Here is a 21,146-nt window from a genome sequence, read left to right as displayed (position 1 = left end):
ATAAAAAACCTAGGCTAGTTTTGAGACTTTTCTGTGTTTTGCTATTGAAAATAGCATAAATCCAGATATTGCAACTATCGTGCCCTGCAACACTTTTGCCAGCGTATCTTGTATGCCGATATCTGTTTGTAGGCCTACAAGTGGAAGATCAACTGTTCTTGTTGCTACATAGAAGACAATCAATCCAGCAGAACCAATTAGCGAAATTATGTATGGTGTTTTGGTTTGGTCTTTTTTCTTTAATATCCACAAACCAATTGGCACATACATCGTACCAATTATTCCAAAGAAGACTGCTTCATGTTGTGGTCCGAATGTTCCTGACTCTACCTCCTCTTCGGATTCCTGCTCGGATGATTCTGAGCCTTGCTCATTGGTAGCTGCGCCAGCTTCCTGCTTGTAGTCATTGTATTCATCTGATGCTACCATTAGGTATAACGCACCAGTTGAGATCACAATTGCCGCAAGCACAAATGCTGCAATATGCGTCGATTTTTTTTCCATGAATGAGTATGTAATTTGATATTTAATTTAGTGCCGACCGTTCTCATCTATGAGAATGGCAGTGATTATTCCTTGAATTTTTCCCACAATCTGACTATTCTGTCATCCATTTTGATTCTCTCTACAGTGTAGGTAAGATTTCCGTCCCTGTATTTCACATTGATCTCTAAAACCAAGCTTCTGTAGTAGCTTTCACCTAGGCCTTCTGTTGTGCGTATTACCTTTGTTTTCTTGACAAGTTTGAGGTCCTCAAGCGTTTTGATTTTTCTATATGTTGTAGATGTTGGAATGTCTAGTCTTGTGGAGATTTGTTGTGCTGATAATTCTTCTTTTGCTAGTATGGTTAGAATATCTCGTGTGTACTTGTCTGCCAGTGCAGATGTGATGCCACCGTCAGTTTCCATTTTCAGCTTTTCTTGACTGCCAAAATCAATATCACAAAGCCAACAATTTCAAATGATTCTGCAATTATCTCTTGTAACAAGTTATTGTTCAGAAAATTAAAAAAATCTTCAATCACTGTTTCGCCTAAAACAAGAACTGAAAATCCAGCCACTAAAAGCAGCATTGGAGGATATTTGGTTTTTCTGTATGCCTTGGCAGCATAAAACACTAGGATGAATCCTACTATTAGATGAATTATTGTAATTGTGATGTCTATTACGTCCATATCGAAGAATTGAATTTTGAGTAATTAAACCCCAAGTAACTTTGTTATTCTTGAATCTAAAAATGATCAATCACTACAACTTCATCCAGTGGAAGCTGTCCGCCCCTTGGCGCCGCAGGCTTTAGTGCCTTACCTATTGTTATCATCATGGCTATCATATGATCATCTGGTAGATTGATGAGTTTTGCAACCTGCTTTGGATCAAATCCTATCATTGGACATGAATCATAGTCCATTGCCTTTGCTGCAAGCATTATGGTTTGGGCCGCCATCCCACAGGACCTGATTGCCTCGTCTCGCTGGAATTGGTCTTGACCTTCGTATGATTTTATGATTGCAGGAACCAAATAGTCACGCACTTCCTGTGGCGCATTCTTCCAGTACCTGGCAGGATTCTTTTTCCACGCAACCAAGTCTGCGCACAAAATCACCACCACTGATGCATCTGTTACTTGAGCCTGATTCCACGAAGCCTGGCGTATCTTTGACTGCAAGTCCTTGTTAGTTATGGTAATGAATCGCCAGTTTTGGATATTGTATGATGTTGGGGATAATATTGCGGCAGAAAGAATCTTGTCGATTTGCTGTCTTGGTATGGTATGATTTGGATCAAAATTCTTGACTGAGCGTCGTTTTTCTATTGCCTCAAAGACATCCATAAAAAATCTGAATTTGTTTTATTTTTAAGGCTTGTTACGTCTGAATCATTTTATACCATAATATGATGAGCAGAATTGTTGTTTACTGGAATAGTTGAAGGAATCGGCAAAATCATAAACATAAAACAAAACACAAAAAATCGTAGTGCCATAAAGATGACAGTGGACCTTGGCAAAAACTCCAAAGGGCTAAAGCTTGGCCAAAGCGTTGCGCTAAACGGTGTTTGTCTTACTGTTACTGGAATTAACAAATCAAAATGTGACTTTGAGATGATAGAAGAAACCACAAAAAAGACAGATCTTGGAAATCTAAAGGTTGGCGGCATTGTCAACATAGAGCGAAGCCTCAAGGTAGGGGAAAGACTTGAAGGCCATTTTGTTTTAGGCCACATAGATGGAGTTGGTGTAATAAAAAAAATAGAGAAAAAACCAAAAGAAGTCCAAATTTGGTTTGAGATTCCAAAGTCTCTGGCAAAATTCGTAGTGCAAAAAGGCTCAATTGCAATAGATGGAATTAGCCTAACTGTGGTTGATGTTAAAAAAAATCTTGCATCGGTGTGTCTGATTCCTCATACCATAGGTGTGACAAATTTTTCCACCAAAAAAATAGGCGACAAAGTTAATATTGAAACCGACATTTTGGGAAAATATCTCCTAAAGCAGGAATGATTTTCTACCAAAATAGTGGTAATTACTAATTTACTAGTAAACTTTATTATTCCACCAAAAACCATTTTGAATATAATGGCACTAGATGATGCAATTGCGTCACTAAAACGAGGCGAATTTGTCCTGCTTTATGATTCTGGAAAAAGAGAAAACGAAGTGGACATGGTAGTTGCCGCACAATTTGTAACACCAGAGCACATATCTAGAATGCGGCAAAACGCTGGAGGCCTTATCTGCCTTGCAATAGGGGATTCTTTTGCAAAATCGCTAAACCTGCAATACATGCACCATATCTTATCAAGATCTTCTGATATGGATTCTGATTCAAAGCAAATGATAATGGGCACTGCTCCATATGGTGATCATCCAACATTTTCCATTTCAATTAACCACAAGCAAACCTATACTGGAATAACTGATAAAGACCGAGCACTGACCATTAAAGAGATGGCAAATCTATATCGTTCTAGTAATGCAAAAAAAGAGTTTATCTCGTCTTTTGCCACACCAGGCCATGTACCGTTATTATTAGCATCAAATGGACTGTTGGCAAAAAGACAAGGGCATACAGAAATGTCAGTATATTTGGCAGAGCTTGCCAAGCTTTCACCAGTCACTGCGATATGCGAGATGATGGATGCCCAGACATATTCAGCTCTATCAATGGAAAAGGCTCAAAAATTTGCAAAGGAAAATGCCATTCCATTTATTGATGGAAAAGAACTACTAGAATTCTCAAAGGTGCATTAGATGAACATTGCAATTGTTACTGCGGAATTCAACTCAGAGATAACATCTAAGATGCTAGCTATTGCCAAAGAAAAGGCACAATCACTCAAAATTACAGTCAAGTATTCCTGCATGGTTCCAGGCGCATATGACATGCCAATTTTGGTGGATTCCCTTTTATCAAAAAAAGACGTTGATGCCGTAGTTACGCTTGGCACAATCATAAAGGGCCAAACTAAACACGATGAGGTCATTGCACATTCCACTGCAAAATCCCTCACAGAACTCTCGCTCAAGCACAAAAAGCCAGTCTCGCTTGGAATCTCGGGTCCTGGAATGCAGGAGCGTCACGCCTATGCCAGAATTAGGCCTGTTGCCGAGCGTGCGGTAGAGGCGGTATTCAAAATCTCTGAGGAGCTAAAGAAAATACAATGATCCAGCTTACCATCATAAAGATAACAGAGTATGGTCCGTGGACCCTGACTCTGGGCTCCGATAGGGAGCATGAATTGCAAATGCTTCAGGCACATCTGTATGGCCAGATCCAAAAACTATTCTCTGAGAAGAATTGTCTAGTGTTCTCAAATAGATTTGATGAGTTTTTTGTCATAACAAATGGCTTGACTCTAGCAGATCACATTGAGATACAAAAAAAACTATCTCAAGTATCATCACTAAAGCTTTCCATGTCGATTGGTTATGCAGACAATCCATTTGATGCCAATCTCAAGGCATACGAGGGCAAAAAAACCCCCATAATACTAGATGACCATCACCACATCTTTGGATTTGTAAACGGACATGCAGATCAAAAGGTAACGATAATGCACTTTGATGTGGAAAACATCACATCACAGAGAAAAATAAAGTCACCATACGAAATATCATCTGTCATTTTTGGGATTTATGCAAAAATGTCTGAATTTTTCTTAGCAAAAAAATCACTGAGCTTCTTTATGGGCGGGGACAACTTCATGGTGGTAACATCTGGCGATGCAAAGAAAAATGCACGGGAATTTCTGGAAATCGCAAAAAAGGAATTTGATGTTTCGTTTAATTGCGGAATAGGCACTGGACGCACAGCAAGGGAGGCAGTAAAGCTTGCAACAAAATCACTTGATACCATACGAGAGATACGTGATGCCAAACAAGTAAAGCCGGAAATCTATGAGCTGTCATGCTTTTAAAAAATCTCAGCATCCTTTATGGCAAAGACCTTACATATGTTAGATCAGCTAACCTGCCTGTATCTGAGACGTTTGGCAAGCTAAACCAAAGAAAAGGCAAGGCAATCGACTGTGAGGGACTCCTTCTTGTGCCTGGATTTATCAACATGCACACGCACATTGGGGATTCTATTGCAAAAGATGCCACACTGTCTGGAACAGTAGATAACAAGATTCATCCTGTTTTGGGTGCAAAACAGAGAATTCTCAAGCAGAGTAATCCTGAACATTTGATGTCATTTATGAAAAATGCGTGTCATTCCATGATCCGAAAAGGAATAACGACATTTGTTGATTTTCGAGAGGGGGGATCATACGGTGTTGTATTGTTGCAAAAAGCACTAGAGCATACACCAATCAGAGGAGTAATTCTTGGTAGGGTTGAATCATACCATGACCACGCCCAAATCAAAAAAAATCTACCACTCTCTGGTGATATCAAAAAAAATCTTGCCGCAGTGATTAAGATCTCTGATGGTATTGGAATCTCTGGCGCAAATGAAAACAGCGATTCTGCATTGCAATATTATTCCAAAACAAAAAAGATTCGCGCAATTCACAGCTCCGAAACAAAACAAAGTATTCTGGTCTCTAAAAAAATCGCAAAAAGAACAGAAACGGAGCGCGCCCTACAGATGAAACCGCACTTTATGATCCACATGACATATGCCGGAATGGCGGATCTCAAAAAGGCAGCAAAGAAGACACGAGGCATAGTGATTTGTCCTCGAGCAAACGCATCACTGGCAGAAGGGATTCCAAATTTTGAGGCAATGCAAAATGCCGGCTGCAAGGTGGCAATAGGCACCGATAATGTGATGATAAACTCACCTGATATGTTCAGAGAAATGGACTATCTCTGGAAGGTTCACATGGGATTACACCAAAAAAGAATAGATCCAAAGGAGATCCTAAAGATGGCAACCGTAAATGGCGGGATGCTCTTGGGCAAAAAAATAGGCTCAATTCAGCCTGGGTTTTTGGCAGATGGTGTGTTCTTTGACAAGCATTCGTTGGATTTGGAGCCAATGCACAATCCATATGCAAGTCTAGTGCACAGGGCAAGCGAGTCTGCCATATCTGCAGTAATGATTGGAGGCAAAATCATACATGGTAAGCTCTAGGCCGCACATTATTCTCTCTGCAGCAATCTCACTTGATGGAAAAATTGCCACCATAACTGGTGATTCGGCATTATCATCAAAAAAAGACAAAATCCGACTGCACAGATTACGATCTCAAATGGATGCTATTCTAGTAGGCAAAAACACTATACTGCAAGACAATCCCATGCTCAATGTCAGATATGTCAAAGGCAAAAATCCAATCAGAATAGTTCTGGATTCGCTTGGACAAATACCGACAAGCTCCAAAATAATTCAGAGCTCGCACCAAATTCCAACCATCATAGCAGTATCAAAGAAAGCATCAAAGAAAAACCTGGCAAATCTTGCCAAGTTCCCGGTTGATGTTGTGATTGCAGGACAAAACAAAGTTGAGCTAAAAAGACTCTTGAGGTTTCTACACCACAAAAAAATCAAAACCATATTGTTGGAGGGTGGCGGAACCACAAACTGGGATTTTGTAAGTCAGGGCCTGGTCGATGAGGTAGTTGTTACCGTAACACCATATCTGGTTGGTGGAAACAAAGCAAAGACCCTAGTCGAAGGAGATGGGTTCTCAAAAATCAGCCAATCCCTGAGGCTAAATCTGTGCAAAATTACACGCCAAAACAACGAACTCGTACTATACTATAACTGACGACGCATGTCGTTTCTTATTTCGGTGACCTTTGATTCTAGTGCCTTTTTGAGCTTGTCGTTTTTCTTTAGGTTCACCACGCCGCCACACCTTGGACACTTGAAGAACTGTTCCAGTGCCGTCTCAAATGTAATTCTTGGACAGTCCTCATTTCCACAGTGATAAAATTGCGACGAGTTCTCATAGTCTAGTCTTTGCTGGAGTCGCTCTGAGATCTTTTTCTTTTGGTTTTCAATGAAATTCTCAACTTCGTCCTTTCTTGAGCGCCATCTGTACACAAACCAGCCCTTTCGCTCATCCTTTACGCGAATTCCTGTGATGAGTGCTTTGCCAAACAAATCATAGAGAACTTTTCTTACCATGTTTATTCTCAGTCCGGTCGAACTGGCAATTTCCTCGTCTGTTGCGTCTTCTGCTTTTAGTAATGCGCGGGCTACTTTGAGGTATTCGTCTCCGCCAATCATTGCAGAGATTCTAACAAATGGGTCCTCGTAAGATTCGACCATTGACTTGAAAATTCCTTTTGCATATTTAATATCTGCGAACAAAGCTGACGGGGGACAACATCCTTTGCTTAGGGCAGAAGCAGTATGTTCTACCGGCAAACCGGTGTTGCGTCATGAATTGGCTACTGCGTCAGCTTCTATCATACCATACCACACCATGGCACAAAAGCCTGATCATGTGTTTTCTTTGATTTTGTCTGTTTAGTCATCAAATTACCTTACAGATGTCTACTTTTGTTGGAATATGTGATAAAATTCTAAACATTTGTTTATGTTATTTCTAAAATGATTAATGAATTAATGGTTTTTACATGATTTATGATATATACGTAAACTGTGTATTAACATCATGAGCTATTGTGTAAAATGTGGAGATGAAGCAGAAGTGTGCTTCTGTGGAATAGAAAAAAAGCCAATGACTGAATATGTCAGTGCACTAAAAGAGTGCACCGAACTAAAGTGTTACTGCAAAAAGCACATTCCATAAGGTGAATAATGATGTCATCTGCATATGTTTTGATAAATTGTGATGTTGGTTCTGAGGAACATGTTTTATCTGAGCTAAAATCAATCAAAAAAATCAAGGAAACGTATGGGGTATTTGGGGCATATGATATAGTTGCAAGAATAGAGGCGCCATCTGATACAATGATCAAAAATGTTGTAACTAGCAAGATTAGGGCCATTTCACGAGTCAGATCAACTCTGACATTATGGGGGATGGCTCCATGTTAGTGGGCAAAATAAAATATCCTACATATGATGAGAAATGCAAAAAACTCGTACTGGAAAAGAAGATAAGATTTGCAGGAATATTGGATGAATTCGGCAAGCTAGTTGCAGGCGGATTCAAACAAGGCCTGATTCCCATGGAGGGTGACAAACAAAAATTAACTAAATTCATGGAGTTCATCTCAGAGATCTCCCTGAGGCGAGGGCTGGATAAGGAACTGGGACCAATCAACTATTTGGCCGCAAGGCGGGACAAGATAATTCTGATAAGCTTTCCATTTCCTATAGCAAGGATGACTCTATTGATCTCTGCTGATAAGGACCTTGACATTGAGCGCCTCGCATCCCATGTGATTGATACATTTAGCACAGAGCAGGCAAGACTAGCTGACAGATAGCGAAAATCGCAGCTAATCCCTTAAAATTGCAATAAATAAGCACAAATCAATAAACAAATGTTTGATTTTCAACATGTCTTCTTAAAATAACATAAACCACAACATTACTCTATGGATGAAGAGGTAATCTCAAAATGTGAGTGTCCGCCAGGAACTCCCTCATATGAAAATGATGATGGTATGCTTATCTGCTCATCGTGCGGCGGATGGGTACAATCAAACTAGTTTTTCTTTTTGGCAACTACCTGCTTGCCTTTCTCTGATGGTACGATTTGTAGTCTGGCATCATCAAACTTTGCATCAAACTGCTTGCCGTTTTGAATCCTGTCCAATGTGATTGCTAGTGCGCTTATCTCAGAATGTGGTTGATTACCCACTGCAACATTATAGTCTGCATTTTCATATACGTCTCGCGGAACCTTTTCTGCGCCTACCACAATTAAGATGTGTTTTTCAGCGCCAATCTTTTTTTGCACGTCATTGATGTTTTGACCATACATGGTGAGGTGCACTATTTTGGCACCATCTTTTTTCTTTGATTTTAAGAGTGCGCGCCAGCTCTCAATGTATTCGATCTCAAAGTTGCTGCCCCAGGATTTGTTTACTCGCTGTAAGGTCTGCTTTATTTCGGGGTTTATCTCGTTCATGAATATCTTTGATGCGCCAAATGCTCGAGACACAAGAGCTACATGCGTAGTTACTCGGTCATCGCGGACGACTCGCTGGCCTATTCTTAGTACCTCAATCGTCATCTTGCTCATAGAATTTTGTCAAGTCCTGTTTTCTTGGAATCTCTTTTATTTGCTGAGGTGGACGCTCTATCATTTTTTTGACCAGCTCCATTAGCTTTGGAATGTTTTGCTGGCTGACTGCCGAGACTGGCACCCATTTTTTGCTATCAGACAGTCCAATGAACTCTGCTTTTTTTATGATATCTTCTGGCTCTACCAGATCGGACTTGTTTAGCGCATAGATCACACGCTCTTGGTCAACATCCAAATCCGCCATAGTTTTGAGGCAGCTTCGGTATTTTTTTCTAAGATCCATCTCTGAATCTGAAATATCAATCACAACAATTACTACCTCTGCGTACTTTAGCTCCTCAAGTGTGGACTTGAATGCCTCTATCATATAGGCAGGCAGCTTTGAGATAAATCCTACCGTATCTGAGATCAAGGCCGGATATTTCTCTATCATGGTTTTTCTTGTAGTCGTGGATAGGGTGGTAAATAATTCTGGGCTTTCCTGCTTTGTCTCGCCTGTTAGCACATTAAACATTGTAGTCTTTCCAGCTGAAGTATATCCTGCAAGCGATATTGTTTTGAGGCCTACGCGTCTTCTTGCCTCTCTGTGCAATGCTCGCTGCTTTCCCATCTTTACTAGCTTTGATTTTACGCTGCGCATTCTGTTTTGAATGTCATTATAGTATGAATCCACTTCGTACATTCCAATTCCCATGAATCCGGGCTGCTCGCCCATCTTTGCAAGTCTGACCTTTTCTTTTGCCCTTGACATCTCATATCGGAACTGCGCCAGCTTGATCTGCAGATGTGATTCCGCGCTGGTTGCTCGTCGCTCAAATATTTCCAAAATTAATGACTCTCTGTCCAAAATGTTGATTTTCAGCTTTGATGCCAGGTTGTAGTTTTGACTCGGCTTGAGAATCTCATCATATATGAGAACATCTGGCTTTATTTTTTCTGATAATTCCTTTATCTCTAGCATTTTTCCCTCACCTATCCCGTATCGAGATTTGTTGAGGAATTTTTGGCGAATCAGCTTGTCAACTTTGTAGCCGGCTGCCTCGCACAAGCCATATGCTTCTTTTATAGAATCTTCATTGTCGTATGTGATTAGAATCGCACTGTGCATGTTATTCGGTTATGGGCGTTTTCTTAACATCTTTTCGATGTTCATGTTTAGTACGATTTCCGCAATATCGCTTGCGTATTCAGCGATTCTGGCGATGTTTTCTGCCATTCTTCTTATACGGTAGGCCTCTTCCTCGTTTTTTATTGATTTGACGGATTCTAGGATCTTTTTCTCGTACTTTGATAATTCGGATGATTTCTTGATTGCGGCCTCTGCTTGGGCAAAGTCTTCCTTGAATAATGCCAAACATGCCTGATCTAGTGTGGATATGGCAAAGTCTGTTAGGTCCTCGATTTTGTCCATTGCATCCTTTCTGACGGATTCTTTGAACTCTAGGAGATCCTTTGCAATTAAGGTTGCATGGTCACCAGTTCGCTCGATGTTTTTTACAATCAGCCTATATCCAAGGCACTGCCTTGCGTTTGTAAAGCCCATGTCTCGCAGCATGTACTCGTTTTGAATGGCAATCTTTAGCTGTCGTATGATGTAAAAGCCAAACCTGTCCACCTCATCATCCGAATCAATCACTTCTTTGGCAAGCTCCAAGTTTGCCTCCCTCACTGCAAGCAATGCATCTCGGAGCATTGATTTTGCCAGGTGCAGCATTCGCTTGAATGCGCCATCGACTGTTAATTCCAACAAATTCACTAAAACCTGGATTGTTATGCCGTCAATGGAATCTGAAATTATCTCAGCGCCCATCAGCATTCCCTTTACGGCGGATTTGATGGCGTTTCTCTGTCCTGGCTGTAGTCTATCTGATTTTGGCTTTACCTGTATGGTTTTGTAGCCAAGAAAATACAATGATACTAGCTTTCTAATAATTGCGGCATTGTCATCATCCCGCGTTATCTCTAGTATGGCCTCCTCATTCTGAGTTGATTTTGCCTGGTCCTTTGATGGGATTATCTTTAGTGCGGACTTGCCCTCTCTGGTTATGCTGATCTGGTCTCCCTGCTTTAGGCCAAGCTCCATAATCCACTGTTTTGGCAGCGACACAATGTATGATGATTTTCCCGTAAACTGGATGCGTCTTGTCTCTTCTCTCTCTGACATAACTAAATGAATTTGGTCTATCTATATAGATGTGTCCTCAAAATATATTCCCAGTATGATATGCATATGTTTTACCAGCCTGTCAGCAAAACCTAATGTCTATTTACAAGTCCCTAGCCCAAAAATCAAGAACCATGCACAGTAGACATATTGACTTTATTGCACTTGGCGGATCTTTGTTTATCACATTTACCATACTAGGATTGTTCTACAGCTATATTCTCATTCAACAAGATCATGAATTTGATTTCATTGCAAAAAAACTCACACATACAATAGAAAACAGACTGGTCAACTATGAACAAGTCTTGTATTCAGCACAGGGGTTGTTTATCAGCTCAGATGAAGTTACATCAGACGAGTGGCGAACCTTTATCGCAAATCAACAATTAGAGACTCGATTCCCTGGAGTGCAAGTAACAGGATATTCAAAAAAGATAGGCAACTCTGAGGACCTGGCAAAACATATACAGGAAATGCGCTTGACATACCCTGATTATACAGTTCGTCCTGATACGCCAAGAGACGAATATCATTCCATTGTCTATGTCGAACCAGTTAACGCTCGTAATCTTATGGCATTGGGATACGACACGTTCTCGGAACCAGTAAGGCGAGCAGCAATGGAAAAAGCACGTGAAACTAGCACTGCAACAATTTCAGGCAAAGTAACTCTAGTGCAAGAAACTACGGAAGATGTTCAGCCGGGATTTTTGATGTTCTTACCAGTATATGAAAAGGGTAAACCGCATCAGACAGTTGAGCAAAAAACTGCCGCACTACAGGGATTTGTGTACAGTGCCTTTAGAACGCATGATCTGTTCGATGCAATACTACCAGTCTTACAAGAGACAGCAACTGGTAATGTCAGAATCAAGATCTATGACGGCACAAAGTCCGATGAAACCCTCTACTATGATTCCAAAAAAGCGACACCTGACTATACCTGGATAAAATCAACCAATCTCGAATTTGGCCATAGAACATGGCTAATCGAGTTTAGCCGTATTCACGCATTTACAGACTTTGAAACGTCTGTATTGGTCGCCATTCCTGCAATAGGGGTATCAATGAGCGCATTTGTCTTTATTGCCATTCGCTCTAATCAGCGAAACATAAACCGCATAACAAAGCTAAATGAGGATCTCCTAAAAAGCGAAAAGCTTTCTGCAATTGGACAGCTAGCAAGCAGATTAGCGCATGACATTAGAAATCCTCTATCTGTAATCAAAAACACAGTAGAGATTGCCAAAAAGAACAACGCACTTGATGAAAAAACCATATCCCAACTAGATAGAATTGACAGGGCTACATCCAAAATCAACTATCAAATAAGTGATACATTGGATTTTGTTAGAACAACACCACTGCAAATCAAAGAAAACTCGATAAAACAAATTCTCTCACTTGTGGTTGATAGGATTGAAAAACCGTCCATAGTAACAATAAATCTTCCCGAATCTGATCGTACCATAAAATGCGATGCAGAAAAACTCGAAGTCGTCATAGCAAATCTGATCACAAATTCCATACAGGCAATGGATGGAGATGGAACAATCAACATACGAGTAAATGATCAAGACAAATTCTACACCATAGAAATCGAGGACTCGGGCTCAGGAATTCCAGAAAATGTTTTGCCAAAAATCTTTGAGCCGCTGTTTACCACAAAACCAAAGGGAACAGGCCTGGGACTTGCAACCGTCAAAAACATCATAGAACAACATAATGGTTCAATCTATGTAAAGAACAACCCTACAATCTTTACAATACATCTTCCAAAGTAGCATTTTGACATATTAATGGAATAATTTTGTCATAGATTGTTGGATCCTCTGGTAAAGCTAAGACACACAATTGACGCATTATTTGGAAATGGAATATCAAAAAATCTGCCTAAAGACATTACCATGACATTTTCCAAAAAGACAGGCAGAATCAGAGAAGTATACCATGTCAAAAAACTGCTCTGTACTTTGCGCATCGATGGAGGACTGGCAATCTCACCCTATTTTGCGCAAATCCTACTAAAGAACAAAAAGTTTCGCCACAATTGTATAGAAATTGATGATGACTCGGCCCCATTTGTGCGGGACGGCAAGTCTGTATTTTGTAAACATATCATATCAGCTGGAAAAAATATCCTAATTGGAGCGGACGTTCCGGTATTATATCGGGGAGAAGTCATAGCAGTGGGCAAAGCAGTCCTCAATCATACCATGATGCTATCCATGAAGCGTGGTGTTGCAGTAAAGGTGCGAGATAGTTTAAAAAATAGTTTGGAGCAAAAAAAGACATGATGCGAGGCGGCGGTGGCGGAAATCGTGAAATGCGAAGAATGCTGGACAGAATGGGCCTAGATATGAAGGAGCTCACCAACGTCCAAGAAGTCATAATAAAAACAGACAAAAAAGAAATCATCATTGCCAAGCCCGCAGTAACTGAAATGAAATCAAAGGACAATTCAATTTTTCAGGTGATTGCAAATTCCTATGAGGAAAAGGAACTGGAAACTCCTATTTTTTCAGAAGATGACATAATGCTGGTGTGCAGCCAGGCAAATGTCACACCAGAAGTAGCTGCAAATGCGCTAAAGGAGACCGGCGGCGATCTCTCCCGAGCAATACTGCTTTTGACCACAAAATGAAGAATTTAATTAGCCGAACTAGGCGGTTTTAGCTATATGAAAGAGGCACCAGCTCAGACAGCGGTTGCAGATTCCAAGGTAAGCAAAATTATCAAATCCTTATCCGAACTAGAGGACGATCTGGACTCTTTGAATGTCAAAGTATCTGACATGAAGAAAAACCTCAGTTCTCGTGCCCAAAAAGAGATTGATTCCCTAAGAGAGCAAGTAACCCAGATGGCAATCAAAGAGGCAGAATCCATAATTTCTGAGGCCCGATCAAAGGCGGAAAGCCAAGCAAAAAAGATAAGCTCCGATGGTGCAGCAAAGCTGGAAAAGACAAAGTCTACAATCGACTCTAAATTCAATGAAGCAGTTGACAGCGTAGTGTCAACAATTTTGAAGCCCTAAATCCTTAAATCGCTAATTCCTTACTAGTCAGTATCAGCGCGCAAACTCAATGTCGCATTGGTATTGCCACCGCCTATGGTAAATCCTATTTTCAGTTTGTCAAGGCTTTGAAATTATTAAACCTAAAATATGATTCCCTACTACCTGATGAAATTCCAACATATCCTGGGAATCTGATATTCACAACGGATGATGAGTCCCCCAAGTTTGCCAGCCAAGCCATACTGAATGAGGAAATCTTAAAGGAGGATCCTACTGTCATTCAGGGAATAATAATAGAAAAGCTGGATTCGGGCCTAAACCAATCCGAATTATTAATTGGAATAGATCCGGGACAGCGAATCGGTTTGTCTGTTAGCTATTTGGGCAAGGAAATAGAACGTGGACTATACACATCACCAGAAGATCTGGCATCGCACATTGCCAAGATTTTAGGCGGATTAAGAGCGGATCGCAAGCTAGTAAGAATAGGAAATGGAAACATGCAGGTTGCAAAACAAATAACGTATCTACTGAATCTCAGATTCTGCTCGCACTTTGAGCTGGAATTTGTGGATGAGCGAAAAACAACAAAGAAAATTAAAAACTATAACAAGCGGGGCGAGCGCGACATGTTGTCTGCAAAGTACATCGCGCAAAGAGAGGGCTACAGGCACATCATACTGCCATTATCCCAAACCGGATGAGATCAAATCTCAAAAAACACTCAAAAACAACCCAAAATCACGCTCCAAGTAGGTATAATCTCGTGCGTAAAAAAATCGTTAGATATTTATACAACTTTCCTAGTTTTTGTCAAATTGATCAAGCTGATCGCCAAGATCTGTTGAAATTTTTATAAGATTTCGGTATGGATCCTATAAAAAATATGGATCCATGCTTAAATATTTACGATTCCTATAATATGATGACAAAATATGACATGTAAAGGAATCTGCTCCAGATACAAGGCTCAAAAGCCAGTAGGAACTGGACGTTATGCTTCAGGTCAAAGACGTTGTCAAATTTGTGAAATCTTCATCAAATGGGAAGGACTATGGTGCCCATGCTGTGGATATAGACTGAGAACAAAACCACGAAATCTCAAGTACAAAGCCAAGCTGCGTGCCAGAGTCGAAGCCGAAGCTCAAGAAGCTACCGGAATTAGCTCAGTTGATACAGTAGAGGAGACAGTCCAAGTCGAAGAGCCAATAGTCGTCAAGACAAAGGCTCCAAGAAAAACCAAGACTGCCAAGGCAAAAACAGCCAAGACAGCAAAAGCCGAGCCAAAAGTACGCAAGGCAAGAACACCAAAATCCAAAGCTGCAATTGAGACTAGCCCAGAAGAAGCGATAGCAATAAAGGCATAAGTCAATCCAAGGCAAATAATGTCAAGTTCTGACCACAGAACAATAGCTGTGGAAACAGAAAATCGGAAATTCGATGTCAAAATCTTAAAGTACGAAAACGCTTTTTTCATTTCAATTTCTGAAGGTCCATCCAGATTGGGCGGAATGATCATATCAATAGGGAGTGGCCCATCTCCAAGCTCGTCTGAGATAATACCAACAAGACAGGACTCGTTGTTTTTGAAATTAATATCACAAAAGATGGCGTCTGAGATTCGCGGCCTCTGCATTGTTTCACTATCCGTGCAACACGAACTTGGCGCAGGCCCAAGCAAGGTTCTAATTGAGAAGATAACGGAGGCCATTAGGTCATGACGGATCTGCGTAGCTACCTTGATCAGATAAAAAAAATGGGCCAGCTTCATACGATATCAAAAAAAGTATCCACCAAATTTGAAATAGCATCATTGACTGCACAAGTCGATGGGGGCAACGCCATACTGTTCTCAAATATCAAGGAAAGCAAGCTCAGATTGGTCGCAAACATGGTTGGGAATAGAACCAGATTTGCAAAGGCAATCTCTGGTACTGAAAATACCATACACCAAAAGGTGATCTCTGCAATAGAGCACGCAAAAAAGCCAAGGGTCTCCCCGTCTGGTAAATTCCTTGAGAACCATTCCAAGGATCTCTCCATCTTACCTATAGTTACTCATTTTGAAAAGGAATCCGGACCATTCATCACATCATCTATAATTTATTCACAAAATCCAGAAAAAAAGACGCAAAACTCCTCATTCCATAGATTAATGCCAATTAGCAAAAGACACTTTTCCATTAGGATGGTCGAAGGCAGGCATCTACACCGAGCATTCATGGATGCCAAAGAACATGGAGAGGACCTCAAAGTAGCAATTACAGTTGGTGTGCACCCTGCAGTATCAATTGCTGGGGCATACCAAGCAGAGTGGGGCCAAGACGAACTGGAAATTGCAAATGCCATACTTGGTGGCAAGCTTACTCTTACAAAACTGCCATATTCCGGCAGAATGGTGCCCTCTGGAACCGAGATAGTGATGGAGGGAAAGATTCTGGCAGACAAGACCCACAAGGAATGGATGGTGGAAATGCTCCGCACATATGACTTTGCACGATCACAGCCGGTCTTTGAGCTGGAAAATCTGTACTATCGGAATGATGCAATATTTCATGACATTCTGGCTGGATTTGCGGAACACCGACTGCTCATGGGAATGCCGATTGAATCCAAGATAAACCGCGATGTCAAAAAGAAAATTCCGCAAACAAAACAAGTGATCATGTCGGACGGTGGATGCAACTGGCTGCACGCAGTTGTACAAATATCAAAGAAAAATAAAAACGACGGCAAAAAGACAATCGAGGAGACATTTGCAGCACACCGCTCACTAAAGATGGTGACAGTAGTTGATGATGATATTGATCCGTCTGATCCAGTCCAGGTAGAATATGCAATGGCGACTCGATTCCAGGCAGATCGAAATCTTACCATAATAGAAAAAGTGCGGGGCTCTAGTCTGGACCCATCAAGTGATCAGAAAAATCTTCTCACTGCCAAGCTGGGAATCGATGCTACTAGGCCATTGGATAAACGTCAGGAAGGGTTTGAAATAGCCAAGATTCCAGGGAATCAAAAATATCAACTGGCCAAGTATCTGAAATAACTAATGTTTTTTAGAACAATCATGGTGATCATACCATGGAAGTAAAACGACGAAGTGCATGGTGGTTTTTGCTACCGATTCTGTTCAATGTGATTGGTGGTGTGATTGCCTATTTTATCATAAAAGAAGACGATCCAAAAAGAGCAAAAAACTGCTTATGGCTTGGAATCATTCTGACCGCAATTGGAATTGGGCTTTTCTTAATCCCGCTAGCTATTGGCATATCATTAATGCCATACGATAACATGTTTTACTCTGATTTTTCAGTCTAGAGAATCAGCGAGTAAAAGTTTTCTTCTGATACGCGCAGTCGGTGTAGTTTTTTGTTTTTGACAATAAAGACTTGCTCATGACAATTAAACAAATCCAAAATGTCTTCTATCTTGTCTTGCATGATGGTCTTTGTTAGTGCAATGCAGTGAGTGATTCCAGGAACATGTTGCTTGTCATACCATTCGCAAAATTTGGCAGACTCTTTGACAGAGTTTTTTGCCAGATCACCTGTCAGAAATGCCGCAATCAGCAACTGTTTGTTTTTTGCTGTCTTTGGGACTGACTGGATTAGCTTTTTTGCATATTCAGTTGGATTTTGGTAAAATCGCTCGTAGGGCTTTATTGTCCCATCAAACCAGTCAAGTTTTCTCAACGTAGTAATGCCTAGGTGGTTTGGTGGTCCGCAGCAAATCTTGGACCAGTTCGCCTCAGTCAGCTCATCCATCTTTGATAGTAAATACTTCAAAGATTCATCATCCGAATATAATATCAGGTCGTGCCTGTGACGCTCCTTGCCTAGCTGCGAGACCCACTTGTCGGCTGCATCTTTGATAATTGCATTAACTGACATGCCAAGATGCTCTGATGCATCAGTAATCTTGGAGTGAACCTCATCATCGAGGCCCCTCACTAGTAAATCATGCGCCAATGTTATTTTTCATCCCCCGTTCCACTATAAAATCCAGATTGAAATATGATATCGCACATTTTCTTATGACTCCGCCCAGTTCGCCTCGCAAACAGGACATGTTGCTCGGAGGCCGCCATATCTTGGTTCCCAATATGGTTGAATTTCTCTATTACAAATTGGACACTCAACTTTGGTGTGATCTGATTGGTTCTTGTGTAGAATCTTTTGTCCGATTTTGAAAATAATGTTTGACTGTGTCATGTTATGATGATCTGTTTTTCTTGTTGTTTTTCTATTATGGTGTTGATCTCCCAGAACATTTCCTCGTTTATCTCAAAGTATGGAGCAACAAAGTAATAGTCATTGTATCCATGATTACTATTTCTGAGTAGGTTGTTTTCTTCTAGAATTCTTAGGTGGAATCGAATTGCCTTATAGTCCATACCGAAATGATTTGCAAGCTGGTTTGCGTTTGCCAAATTGTTCTTAAGATAAATCATCAATTTCCTGCGGTTTGCTGCCCCCTTGCTGTCTGCAAATAGGTACCAAAACTTTGCCTTTGTTTCTTTGTCTGCTTTTGTTTGGAGCAGTCGCATGTTTATCATATTAATGCTATCATGATAGCATCATATAAAGATTGTTGTAAATGATATCGTGATATCAATTTGGTACAATTCTTAAATACCAAATGCATAAGATCGCTAGCAATGCAAAATGCACAACGATCAAAACAGACCGCGAGATTTTTGGCACTGACATTCAGTGTTGCAATGTTGTTCTCAGGCATTGTGTCATCAGCAAACGCTGCAACACAAAACCTAACAGACACTGCGATTCCAATTGATATCCCACTAATCATGGGATATGCAGATGGAAACGAAGTCTTCTATATTACAACAGAAGCATCACATGAGGAAGTAGCTAATCATCTGACCACACTATTGGGCTTTTCAGTAACATACACACCAGCCATAAAGAACACACCAAAGGCAGCTCTTGCAAACATTTACGAGTTTACAAACGGAGTAGAGGGCACGGGCCCATTGGGATTCCAGCCAAACGTTGCAGACTCGCAACCAGGAGATCCAGAGTACAGTCCGGCATGGGCAGTACAACACGTAACTTGGACTGATGAATCTGTTGTCAGAGAACTGACATCAGAAGAAGAAATTCTGGCAGCACAGGCGTCAGACGAGTTAACAATAGAGGAGACTGGTGTTGTGGTGAACTGTCCATTCATACAATGGAAGGACGGAAAACACTTGCAAATCCGCGAAAACCAAGAGCTAACAGATGATGCACCATACGGTGGAGGCCAAGTACTTGAAATCGATACAGAAAATCTGGTAGTAACATTTGTAGGACATCGAGGCTTTGGCCCAGATGGTTCAACCATTTACTATATTGCAACTGATGCATCCGCTCCAGATGTAGCAAACGCATTGGGTGTAATTCATGTCGACAAAGTTGGCAAGACCTTGGTGTCTTCTGCGGCATCTGATCTGTATGTCTTTACAAACGGCATTACAGGCACAGGTCCACTTGGATTTCAGGCAAGCATTGGCTCAACCAACCTAGGAGACGAGTTCTACTCGCCATTTTGGAGAATCCAGACCATAACTTGGGCAGAGCCAGAATCTGCCAGATTTCTGACCACTACGGTAGAAATAACAGAGGCTGCCGAAAACAAAGAAATCACAACCTCTCTTGGCGGATTCATCGTGAATTGCCAATTTATCGCAGTTGATGCAAACGAAAAGATTTCCGATACAATGGAAATGACCGTTCCAGACACTCGAGATAGAGCATTTGATGATACAATGTCAATACCTCCACTCAAGCAAATGCAAGATGGAGTCGAGCCAAGACAAGTCCAGTGCAATGAAGGCCTACAACTGTTACTCAAGCAATCCAGTGGTTCTGCAATCTGTGTTACGCCAAGCTCTGCAAGCATTCTGATGCAGCGCGGATACGCAACACAACCATAATTCTCTTTTTTCTTTTTTTTACAAACAATTTCTGATCTAGCTAAATCAGCATAGCTACTTGGTTTGCGATCAGTAAACCAAAAAGATATTGTTGAATTGGCATGATATGATCTCTGAATTGAATGTAAAGGTTGGTGGTTCAAATAAATTTATGAAATCGTATGGTCCATTGCTCAAAACTGCAGATCTCTATGATGAGATTAACAATATTCTTGATCTGCTAAAAGAAAAACCTGATTTTGGCAATAGAATAAGAAAACAATTATGGCCAAAATGTTATGTAGATGCTTTTGATGTGAAAAATTTGTTTAGATTAGAGCTGAGCAAAGGGAAGAGAATCATTTACAGTGTATATTCTGTATCTGGTGTACATTATTGTAACATTTTGGAAATTTTTCTAAATCATAAGGAATATGAAAAAAGGTTTGGCTATTGATCATCTGAGTATGGTTGAATTTTTGTGCAATTTCATTAGCTTGGGACTATCTTCTGCAAAGATCCACAAAATCGCACCTTTTTTGTCTCGCATGACTTTGTTTGATTTTTCTAAATAATCCAGAACAGCATCAATTGTCTTTGGCTGGACCTGCTTTGGCAATGCACGTGAAAGCTTGTTTCTAGAGTCAAACTCCTTTTGTTTTGCCAAAACGCCTTCGATCATCTCAATTGTTTTTAGTGTAGGTGTGTGCGAATTGGTCTTTTTTTGTATGGATGGCTGTGTTGCTATGATTGTATAGCGTAATACTTGTTTATAATAGTCTTGTTCTATACAAGTATGTCATATCATAATGAAAGATTCAGATTCTGAATCTGTTTTATTATACTATCATGGTCTGCTTCTACTTCCAGCGAGAATATCAGCAATCCGTCATCTAGGAACAATGTAACTAGTTTTACGTATTCCTTGGCAGTAATCATCCAGTTTGTCTTGCCCAAGGGACCATCAAACATTTCCTCCACTCCTGCCTTGATTGATGCCCAATAATGCGCCATGTTGCCAAGCTCTGAATCCAGCAGTGGTGTTTTTGATGTGTTGCGGGCAAATGCAACTACCTTTTTGTCCTTGATCCTCCCAACGAACCTAATGGAGTCATCCATTTCTAAGATCTGATTGCATACATCCAGTGGACTGTGCTGTCTGCTCAATTTCTCCCCGATTCAAAGGCCTCGAAAATCTAGATTAAAGTCTTGCCATTGGGTATGAGGATCGCGTTTAATTTTGTAATTTTTTGAGATCTGGTTTTAATTTTGTAAATTTTTTATCAAAAAATGATTCGATTCAAAACTGCAGGGGAAAAGGAACTGACTGAATTATACTTCAGCCTTGAACCGAATCACACACAATTGAGTGCAAAAATACTAAAGCATTTTCCCAGATTGTGCCAAGATCTGGAAAAATGGTTA

At 40.6% G+C, this 21,146-nt stretch carries 33 protein-coding genes; 21 read left to right on the top strand and 12 right to left on the bottom strand.

The annotated features are described in order from the left end of the window. Positions 1-9: 9 nt before the first annotated feature. From SU86_RS08215 to SU86_RS08200, 4 genes are all read right to left on the bottom strand, one after another. Positions 10-504 carry a hypothetical protein gene (locus SU86_RS08215; RefSeq protein ID WP_052755646.1) on the bottom strand — a complete coding sequence of 165 codons (495 nt, stop codon included), beginning with the start codon at positions 502-504 and terminating at the stop codon, positions 10-12. Between the two features lie 65 nt (positions 505-569). Then, positions 570-908 (bottom strand): winged helix-turn-helix domain-containing protein, encoded by a 339-nt coding sequence (locus SU86_RS08210; protein WP_048188707.1) that lies wholly within the window; start codon positions 906-908, stop codon positions 570-572. A gap of 2 nt (positions 909-910) precedes the next feature. Continuing rightward, positions 911-1,174, bottom strand: a complete 264-nt coding sequence (locus tag SU86_RS08205) for a DUF7521 family protein (RefSeq protein ID WP_048188706.1) — start codon at positions 1,172-1,174, stop codon at positions 911-913. A 56-nt stretch (positions 1,175-1,230) separates the two neighbouring features. Continuing rightward, positions 1,231-1,833, bottom strand: coding sequence for a nitroreductase family protein (locus tag SU86_RS08200; RefSeq protein ID WP_048188705.1), 603 nt, complete (start codon positions 1,831-1,833; stop codon positions 1,231-1,233). Positions 1,834-1,911: 78 nt separating this feature from the next. On the opposite strand from SU86_RS08200, the gene SU86_RS08195 reads away from it, so the two are divergent. The 6 genes from SU86_RS08195 (at position 1,912) to SU86_RS08170 (ending at position 6,218) form a co-directional block, all read left to right on the top strand. After that, a complete protein-coding gene (locus tag SU86_RS08195) occupies positions 1,912-2,502 on the top strand; it encodes a riboflavin synthase (protein ID WP_048188704.1) in 591 nt (196 codons plus the stop codon). Positions 2,503-2,577: 75 nt separating this feature from the next. Continuing rightward, positions 2,578-3,252, top strand: coding sequence for a 3,4-dihydroxy-2-butanone-4-phosphate synthase (gene ribB / locus SU86_RS08190; protein WP_048188703.1), 675 nt, complete (start codon positions 2,578-2,580; stop codon positions 3,250-3,252). Then, positions 3,253-3,666, top strand: coding sequence for a 6,7-dimethyl-8-ribityllumazine synthase (ribH, locus tag SU86_RS08185; protein WP_048188702.1), 414 nt, complete (start codon positions 3,253-3,255; stop codon positions 3,664-3,666). After that, positions 3,663-4,418: a GTP cyclohydrolase IIa gene (locus tag SU86_RS08180; RefSeq protein WP_048188701.1), complete on the top strand. Its 756-nt coding sequence runs from the start codon at positions 3,663-3,665 to the stop codon at positions 4,416-4,418. The genes ribH and SU86_RS08180 overlap by 4 nt, the downstream gene beginning before the upstream one ends. Continuing rightward, positions 4,409-5,581, top strand: coding sequence for an amidohydrolase family protein (locus SU86_RS08175; protein WP_048188700.1), 1,173 nt, complete (start codon positions 4,409-4,411; stop codon positions 5,579-5,581). Before SU86_RS08180 ends, SU86_RS08175 begins: the two co-directional genes overlap by 10 nt. Next, positions 5,568-6,218, top strand: a complete 651-nt coding sequence (locus SU86_RS08170) for a 2,5-diamino-6-(ribosylamino)-4(3H)-pyrimidinone 5'-phosphate reductase (RefSeq protein ID WP_048189421.1) — start codon at positions 5,568-5,570, stop codon at positions 6,216-6,218. Before SU86_RS08175 ends, SU86_RS08170 begins: the two co-directional genes overlap by 14 nt. On the opposite strand, the gene SU86_RS08165 is transcribed toward SU86_RS08170, so the two are convergent. Next, entirely contained in the window at positions 6,209-6,724 is a 516-nt protein-coding gene (locus tag SU86_RS08165) for a transcription factor (protein ID WP_048189420.1), read from the bottom strand. The two genes, SU86_RS08170 and SU86_RS08165, sit on opposite strands and share 10 nt — an antisense overlap. A gap of 64 nt (positions 6,725-6,788) precedes the next feature. Here SU86_RS08165 and SU86_RS09800 point away from each other — a divergent pair, with 64 nt between their 5' ends. From SU86_RS09800 to SU86_RS08155, 4 genes are all read left to right on the top strand, one after another. Beyond that, positions 6,789-6,929, top strand: coding sequence for a hypothetical protein (locus tag SU86_RS09800; protein ID WP_158507491.1), 141 nt, complete (start codon positions 6,789-6,791; stop codon positions 6,927-6,929). A 144-nt stretch (positions 6,930-7,073) separates the two neighbouring features. Beyond that, entirely contained in the window at positions 7,074-7,211 is a 138-nt protein-coding gene (locus tag SU86_RS09795) for a hypothetical protein (protein WP_158507490.1), read from the top strand. An 11-nt stretch (positions 7,212-7,222) separates the two neighbouring features. Then, a complete protein-coding gene (locus SU86_RS08160; protein ID WP_048188699.1) occupies positions 7,223-7,459 on the top strand; it encodes an Lrp/AsnC ligand binding domain-containing protein in 237 nt (78 codons plus the stop codon). Continuing rightward, positions 7,453-7,854: a DUF6659 family protein gene (locus tag SU86_RS08155; protein ID WP_148550855.1), complete on the top strand. Its 402-nt coding sequence runs from the start codon at positions 7,453-7,455 to the stop codon at positions 7,852-7,854. Before SU86_RS08160 ends, SU86_RS08155 begins: the two co-directional genes overlap by 7 nt. Before the next feature lie 221 nt (positions 7,855-8,075). On the opposite strand, the gene SU86_RS08150 is transcribed toward SU86_RS08155, so the two are convergent. The 3 genes from SU86_RS08150 to SU86_RS08140 are packed head-to-tail and all read right to left on the bottom strand — an operon-like array spanning position 8,076 to position 10,782. Then, the gene (locus tag SU86_RS08150) at positions 8,076-8,606 is read right to left on the bottom strand and encodes a tRNA (cytidine(56)-2'-O)-methyltransferase (protein WP_048188697.1); all 531 of its coding nucleotides are present in this window, start codon (positions 8,604-8,606) and stop codon (positions 8,076-8,078) included. Beyond that, the gene (gene hflX / locus SU86_RS08145; protein ID WP_048188696.1) at positions 8,596-9,726 is read right to left on the bottom strand and encodes a GTPase HflX; all 1,131 of its coding nucleotides are present in this window, start codon (positions 9,724-9,726) and stop codon (positions 8,596-8,598) included. Before hflX ends, SU86_RS08150 begins: the two co-directional genes overlap by 11 nt. A 9-nt stretch (positions 9,727-9,735) precedes the next feature. Further along, the gene (locus tag SU86_RS08140; protein ID WP_048188695.1) at positions 9,736-10,782 is read right to left on the bottom strand and encodes a phosphate uptake regulator PhoU; all 1,047 of its coding nucleotides are present in this window, start codon (positions 10,780-10,782) and stop codon (positions 9,736-9,738) included. A gap of 134 nt (positions 10,783-10,916) precedes the next feature. Here SU86_RS08140 and SU86_RS09420 point away from each other — a divergent pair, with 134 nt between their 5' ends. The 9 genes from SU86_RS09420 to SU86_RS08095 all read left to right on the top strand — a co-directional run bounded on the left by SU86_RS09420 (position 10,917) and on the right by SU86_RS08095 (position 17,122). Continuing rightward, positions 10,917-12,569: a CHASE domain-containing protein gene (locus SU86_RS09420; protein WP_158507489.1), complete on the top strand. Its 1,653-nt coding sequence runs from the start codon at positions 10,917-10,919 to the stop codon at positions 12,567-12,569. A 39-nt stretch (positions 12,570-12,608) separates the two neighbouring features. Further along, entirely contained in the window at positions 12,609-13,082 is a 474-nt protein-coding gene (locus SU86_RS08130; protein ID WP_048189417.1) for a PUA domain-containing protein, read from the top strand. Then, entirely contained in the window at positions 13,079-13,429 is a 351-nt protein-coding gene (locus SU86_RS08125) for a nascent polypeptide-associated complex protein (RefSeq protein WP_048188694.1), read from the top strand. Before SU86_RS08130 ends, SU86_RS08125 begins: the two co-directional genes overlap by 4 nt. 36 nt (positions 13,430-13,465) lie before the next feature. After that, on the top strand, positions 13,466-13,819 hold the full coding sequence (locus tag SU86_RS08120; RefSeq protein WP_048188693.1) for a hypothetical protein: 354 nt from the start codon (positions 13,466-13,468) through the stop codon (positions 13,817-13,819). Positions 13,820-13,926: 107 nt separating this feature from the next. After that, positions 13,927-14,505 carry a RuvC family protein gene (locus SU86_RS08115; protein ID WP_048188692.1) on the top strand — a complete coding sequence of 193 codons (579 nt, stop codon included), beginning with the start codon at positions 13,927-13,929 and terminating at the stop codon, positions 14,503-14,505. Between the two features lie 231 nt (positions 14,506-14,736). Further along, positions 14,737-15,168, top strand: a complete 432-nt coding sequence (locus tag SU86_RS08110; RefSeq protein ID WP_048188691.1) for a hypothetical protein — start codon at positions 14,737-14,739, stop codon at positions 15,166-15,168. Positions 15,169-15,186: 18 nt separating this feature from the next. Next, positions 15,187-15,522: a hypothetical protein gene (locus tag SU86_RS08105; protein WP_048188690.1), complete on the top strand. Its 336-nt coding sequence runs from the start codon at positions 15,187-15,189 to the stop codon at positions 15,520-15,522. Then, the gene (locus SU86_RS08100; RefSeq protein ID WP_048188689.1) at positions 15,519-16,850 is read left to right on the top strand and encodes a UbiD family decarboxylase; all 1,332 of its coding nucleotides are present in this window, start codon (positions 15,519-15,521) and stop codon (positions 16,848-16,850) included. Before SU86_RS08105 ends, SU86_RS08100 begins: the two co-directional genes overlap by 4 nt. Before the next feature lie 35 nt (positions 16,851-16,885). Next, a complete protein-coding gene (locus tag SU86_RS08095; RefSeq protein WP_048188688.1) occupies positions 16,886-17,122 on the top strand; it encodes a hypothetical protein in 237 nt (78 codons plus the stop codon). Here the strand turns inward: SU86_RS08095 and SU86_RS08090 are convergent. Further along, positions 17,119-17,772, bottom strand: a complete 654-nt coding sequence (locus SU86_RS08090) for a hypothetical protein (RefSeq protein WP_048188687.1) — start codon at positions 17,770-17,772, stop codon at positions 17,119-17,121. The two genes, SU86_RS08095 and SU86_RS08090, sit on opposite strands and share 4 nt — an antisense overlap. A 239-nt stretch (positions 17,773-18,011) precedes the next feature. Continuing rightward, positions 18,012-18,359, bottom strand: coding sequence for an ArsR/SmtB family transcription factor (locus SU86_RS08080; RefSeq protein WP_052755643.1), 348 nt, complete (start codon positions 18,357-18,359; stop codon positions 18,012-18,014). 102 nt (positions 18,360-18,461) lie between these two features. On the opposite strand from SU86_RS08080, the gene SU86_RS08075 reads away from it, so the two are divergent. Then, on the top strand, positions 18,462-19,742 hold the full coding sequence (locus SU86_RS08075) for a DUF7482 domain-containing protein (RefSeq protein WP_052755642.1): 1,281 nt from the start codon (positions 18,462-18,464) through the stop codon (positions 19,740-19,742). Positions 19,743-19,860: 118 nt separating this feature from the next. Beyond that, complete coding sequence (locus SU86_RS09415) at positions 19,861-20,178, top strand: hypothetical protein (protein WP_148550852.1); 318 nt, start codon at positions 19,861-19,863, stop codon at positions 20,176-20,178. Here SU86_RS09415 and SU86_RS08065 read toward each other — a convergent pair whose 3' ends face one another. Continuing rightward, entirely contained in the window at positions 20,179-20,388 is a 210-nt protein-coding gene (locus SU86_RS08065; protein ID WP_148550851.1) for a hypothetical protein, read from the bottom strand. 137 nt (positions 20,389-20,525) lie between these two features. Further along, positions 20,526-20,888, bottom strand: coding sequence for a hypothetical protein (locus SU86_RS08060; RefSeq protein ID WP_048188684.1), 363 nt, complete (start codon positions 20,886-20,888; stop codon positions 20,526-20,528). Between the last annotated feature and the right edge of the window lie 258 nt (positions 20,889-21,146).

It is taken from the genome of Candidatus Nitrosotenuis cloacae (assembly GCF_000955905.1).
Classification (GTDB): Archaea; Thermoproteota; Nitrososphaeria; order Nitrososphaerales; family Nitrosopumilaceae; genus Nitrosotenuis; species Nitrosotenuis cloacae.
This window is presented reverse-complemented; position numbering and strand designations above follow the sequence as displayed.

Coding starts and splice junctions, on each gene's coding strand:
- SU86_RS08215 (WP_052755646.1), bottom strand. CDS start 504: ATGGAAAAAAAATCGACGCATATTGCAGCATTTGTGCTTGCGGCAATT.
- SU86_RS08210 (WP_048188707.1), bottom strand. CDS start 908: ATGGAAACTGACGGTGGCATCACATCTGCACTGGCAGACAAGTACACA.
- SU86_RS08205 (WP_048188706.1), bottom strand. CDS start 1,174: ATGGACGTAATAGACATCACAATTACAATAATTCATCTAATAGTAGGA.
- SU86_RS08200 (WP_048188705.1), bottom strand. CDS start 1,833: ATGGATGTCTTTGAGGCAATAGAAAAACGACGCTCAGTCAAGAATTTT.
- ribB (WP_048188703.1), top strand. CDS start 2,578: ATGGCACTAGATGATGCAATTGCGTCACTAAAACGAGGCGAATTTGTC.
- ribH (WP_048188702.1), top strand. CDS start 3,253: ATGAACATTGCAATTGTTACTGCGGAATTCAACTCAGAGATAACATCT.
- SU86_RS08180 (WP_048188701.1), top strand. CDS start 3,663: ATGATCCAGCTTACCATCATAAAGATAACAGAGTATGGTCCGTGGACC.
- SU86_RS08175 (WP_048188700.1), top strand. CDS start 4,409: ATGCTTTTAAAAAATCTCAGCATCCTTTATGGCAAAGACCTTACATAT.
- SU86_RS08170 (WP_048189421.1), top strand. CDS start 5,568: ATGGTAAGCTCTAGGCCGCACATTATTCTCTCTGCAGCAATCTCACTT.
- SU86_RS08165 (WP_048189420.1), bottom strand. CDS start 6,724: ATGGTCGAATCTTACGAGGACCCATTTGTTAGAATCTCTGCAATGATT.
- SU86_RS09795 (WP_158507490.1), top strand. CDS start 7,074: ATGAGCTATTGTGTAAAATGTGGAGATGAAGCAGAAGTGTGCTTCTGT.
- SU86_RS08160 (WP_048188699.1), top strand. CDS start 7,223: ATGTCATCTGCATATGTTTTGATAAATTGTGATGTTGGTTCTGAGGAA.
- SU86_RS08155 (WP_148550855.1), top strand. CDS start 7,453: ATGTTAGTGGGCAAAATAAAATATCCTACATATGATGAGAAATGCAAA.
- SU86_RS08150 (WP_048188697.1), bottom strand. CDS start 8,606: ATGACGATTGAGGTACTAAGAATAGGCCAGCGAGTCGTCCGCGATGAC.
- hflX (WP_048188696.1), bottom strand. CDS start 9,726: ATGCACAGTGCGATTCTAATCACATACGACAATGAAGATTCTATAAAA.
- SU86_RS08140 (WP_048188695.1), bottom strand. CDS start 10,782: ATGTCAGAGAGAGAAGAGACAAGACGCATCCAGTTTACGGGAAAATCA.
- SU86_RS09420 (WP_158507489.1), top strand. CDS start 10,917: ATGCACAGTAGACATATTGACTTTATTGCACTTGGCGGATCTTTGTTT.
- SU86_RS08125 (WP_048188694.1), top strand. CDS start 13,079: ATGATGCGAGGCGGCGGTGGCGGAAATCGTGAAATGCGAAGAATGCTG.
- SU86_RS08120 (WP_048188693.1), top strand. CDS start 13,466: ATGAAAGAGGCACCAGCTCAGACAGCGGTTGCAGATTCCAAGGTAAGC.
- SU86_RS08110 (WP_048188691.1), top strand. CDS start 14,737: ATGACATGTAAAGGAATCTGCTCCAGATACAAGGCTCAAAAGCCAGTA.
- SU86_RS08105 (WP_048188690.1), top strand. CDS start 15,187: ATGTCAAGTTCTGACCACAGAACAATAGCTGTGGAAACAGAAAATCGG.
- SU86_RS08100 (WP_048188689.1), top strand. CDS start 15,519: ATGACGGATCTGCGTAGCTACCTTGATCAGATAAAAAAAATGGGCCAG.
- SU86_RS08095 (WP_048188688.1), top strand. CDS start 16,886: ATGGAAGTAAAACGACGAAGTGCATGGTGGTTTTTGCTACCGATTCTG.
- SU86_RS08080 (WP_052755643.1), bottom strand. CDS start 18,359: ATGATAAACATGCGACTGCTCCAAACAAAAGCAGACAAAGAAACAAAG.
- SU86_RS08075 (WP_052755642.1), top strand. CDS start 18,462: ATGCAAAATGCACAACGATCAAAACAGACCGCGAGATTTTTGGCACTG.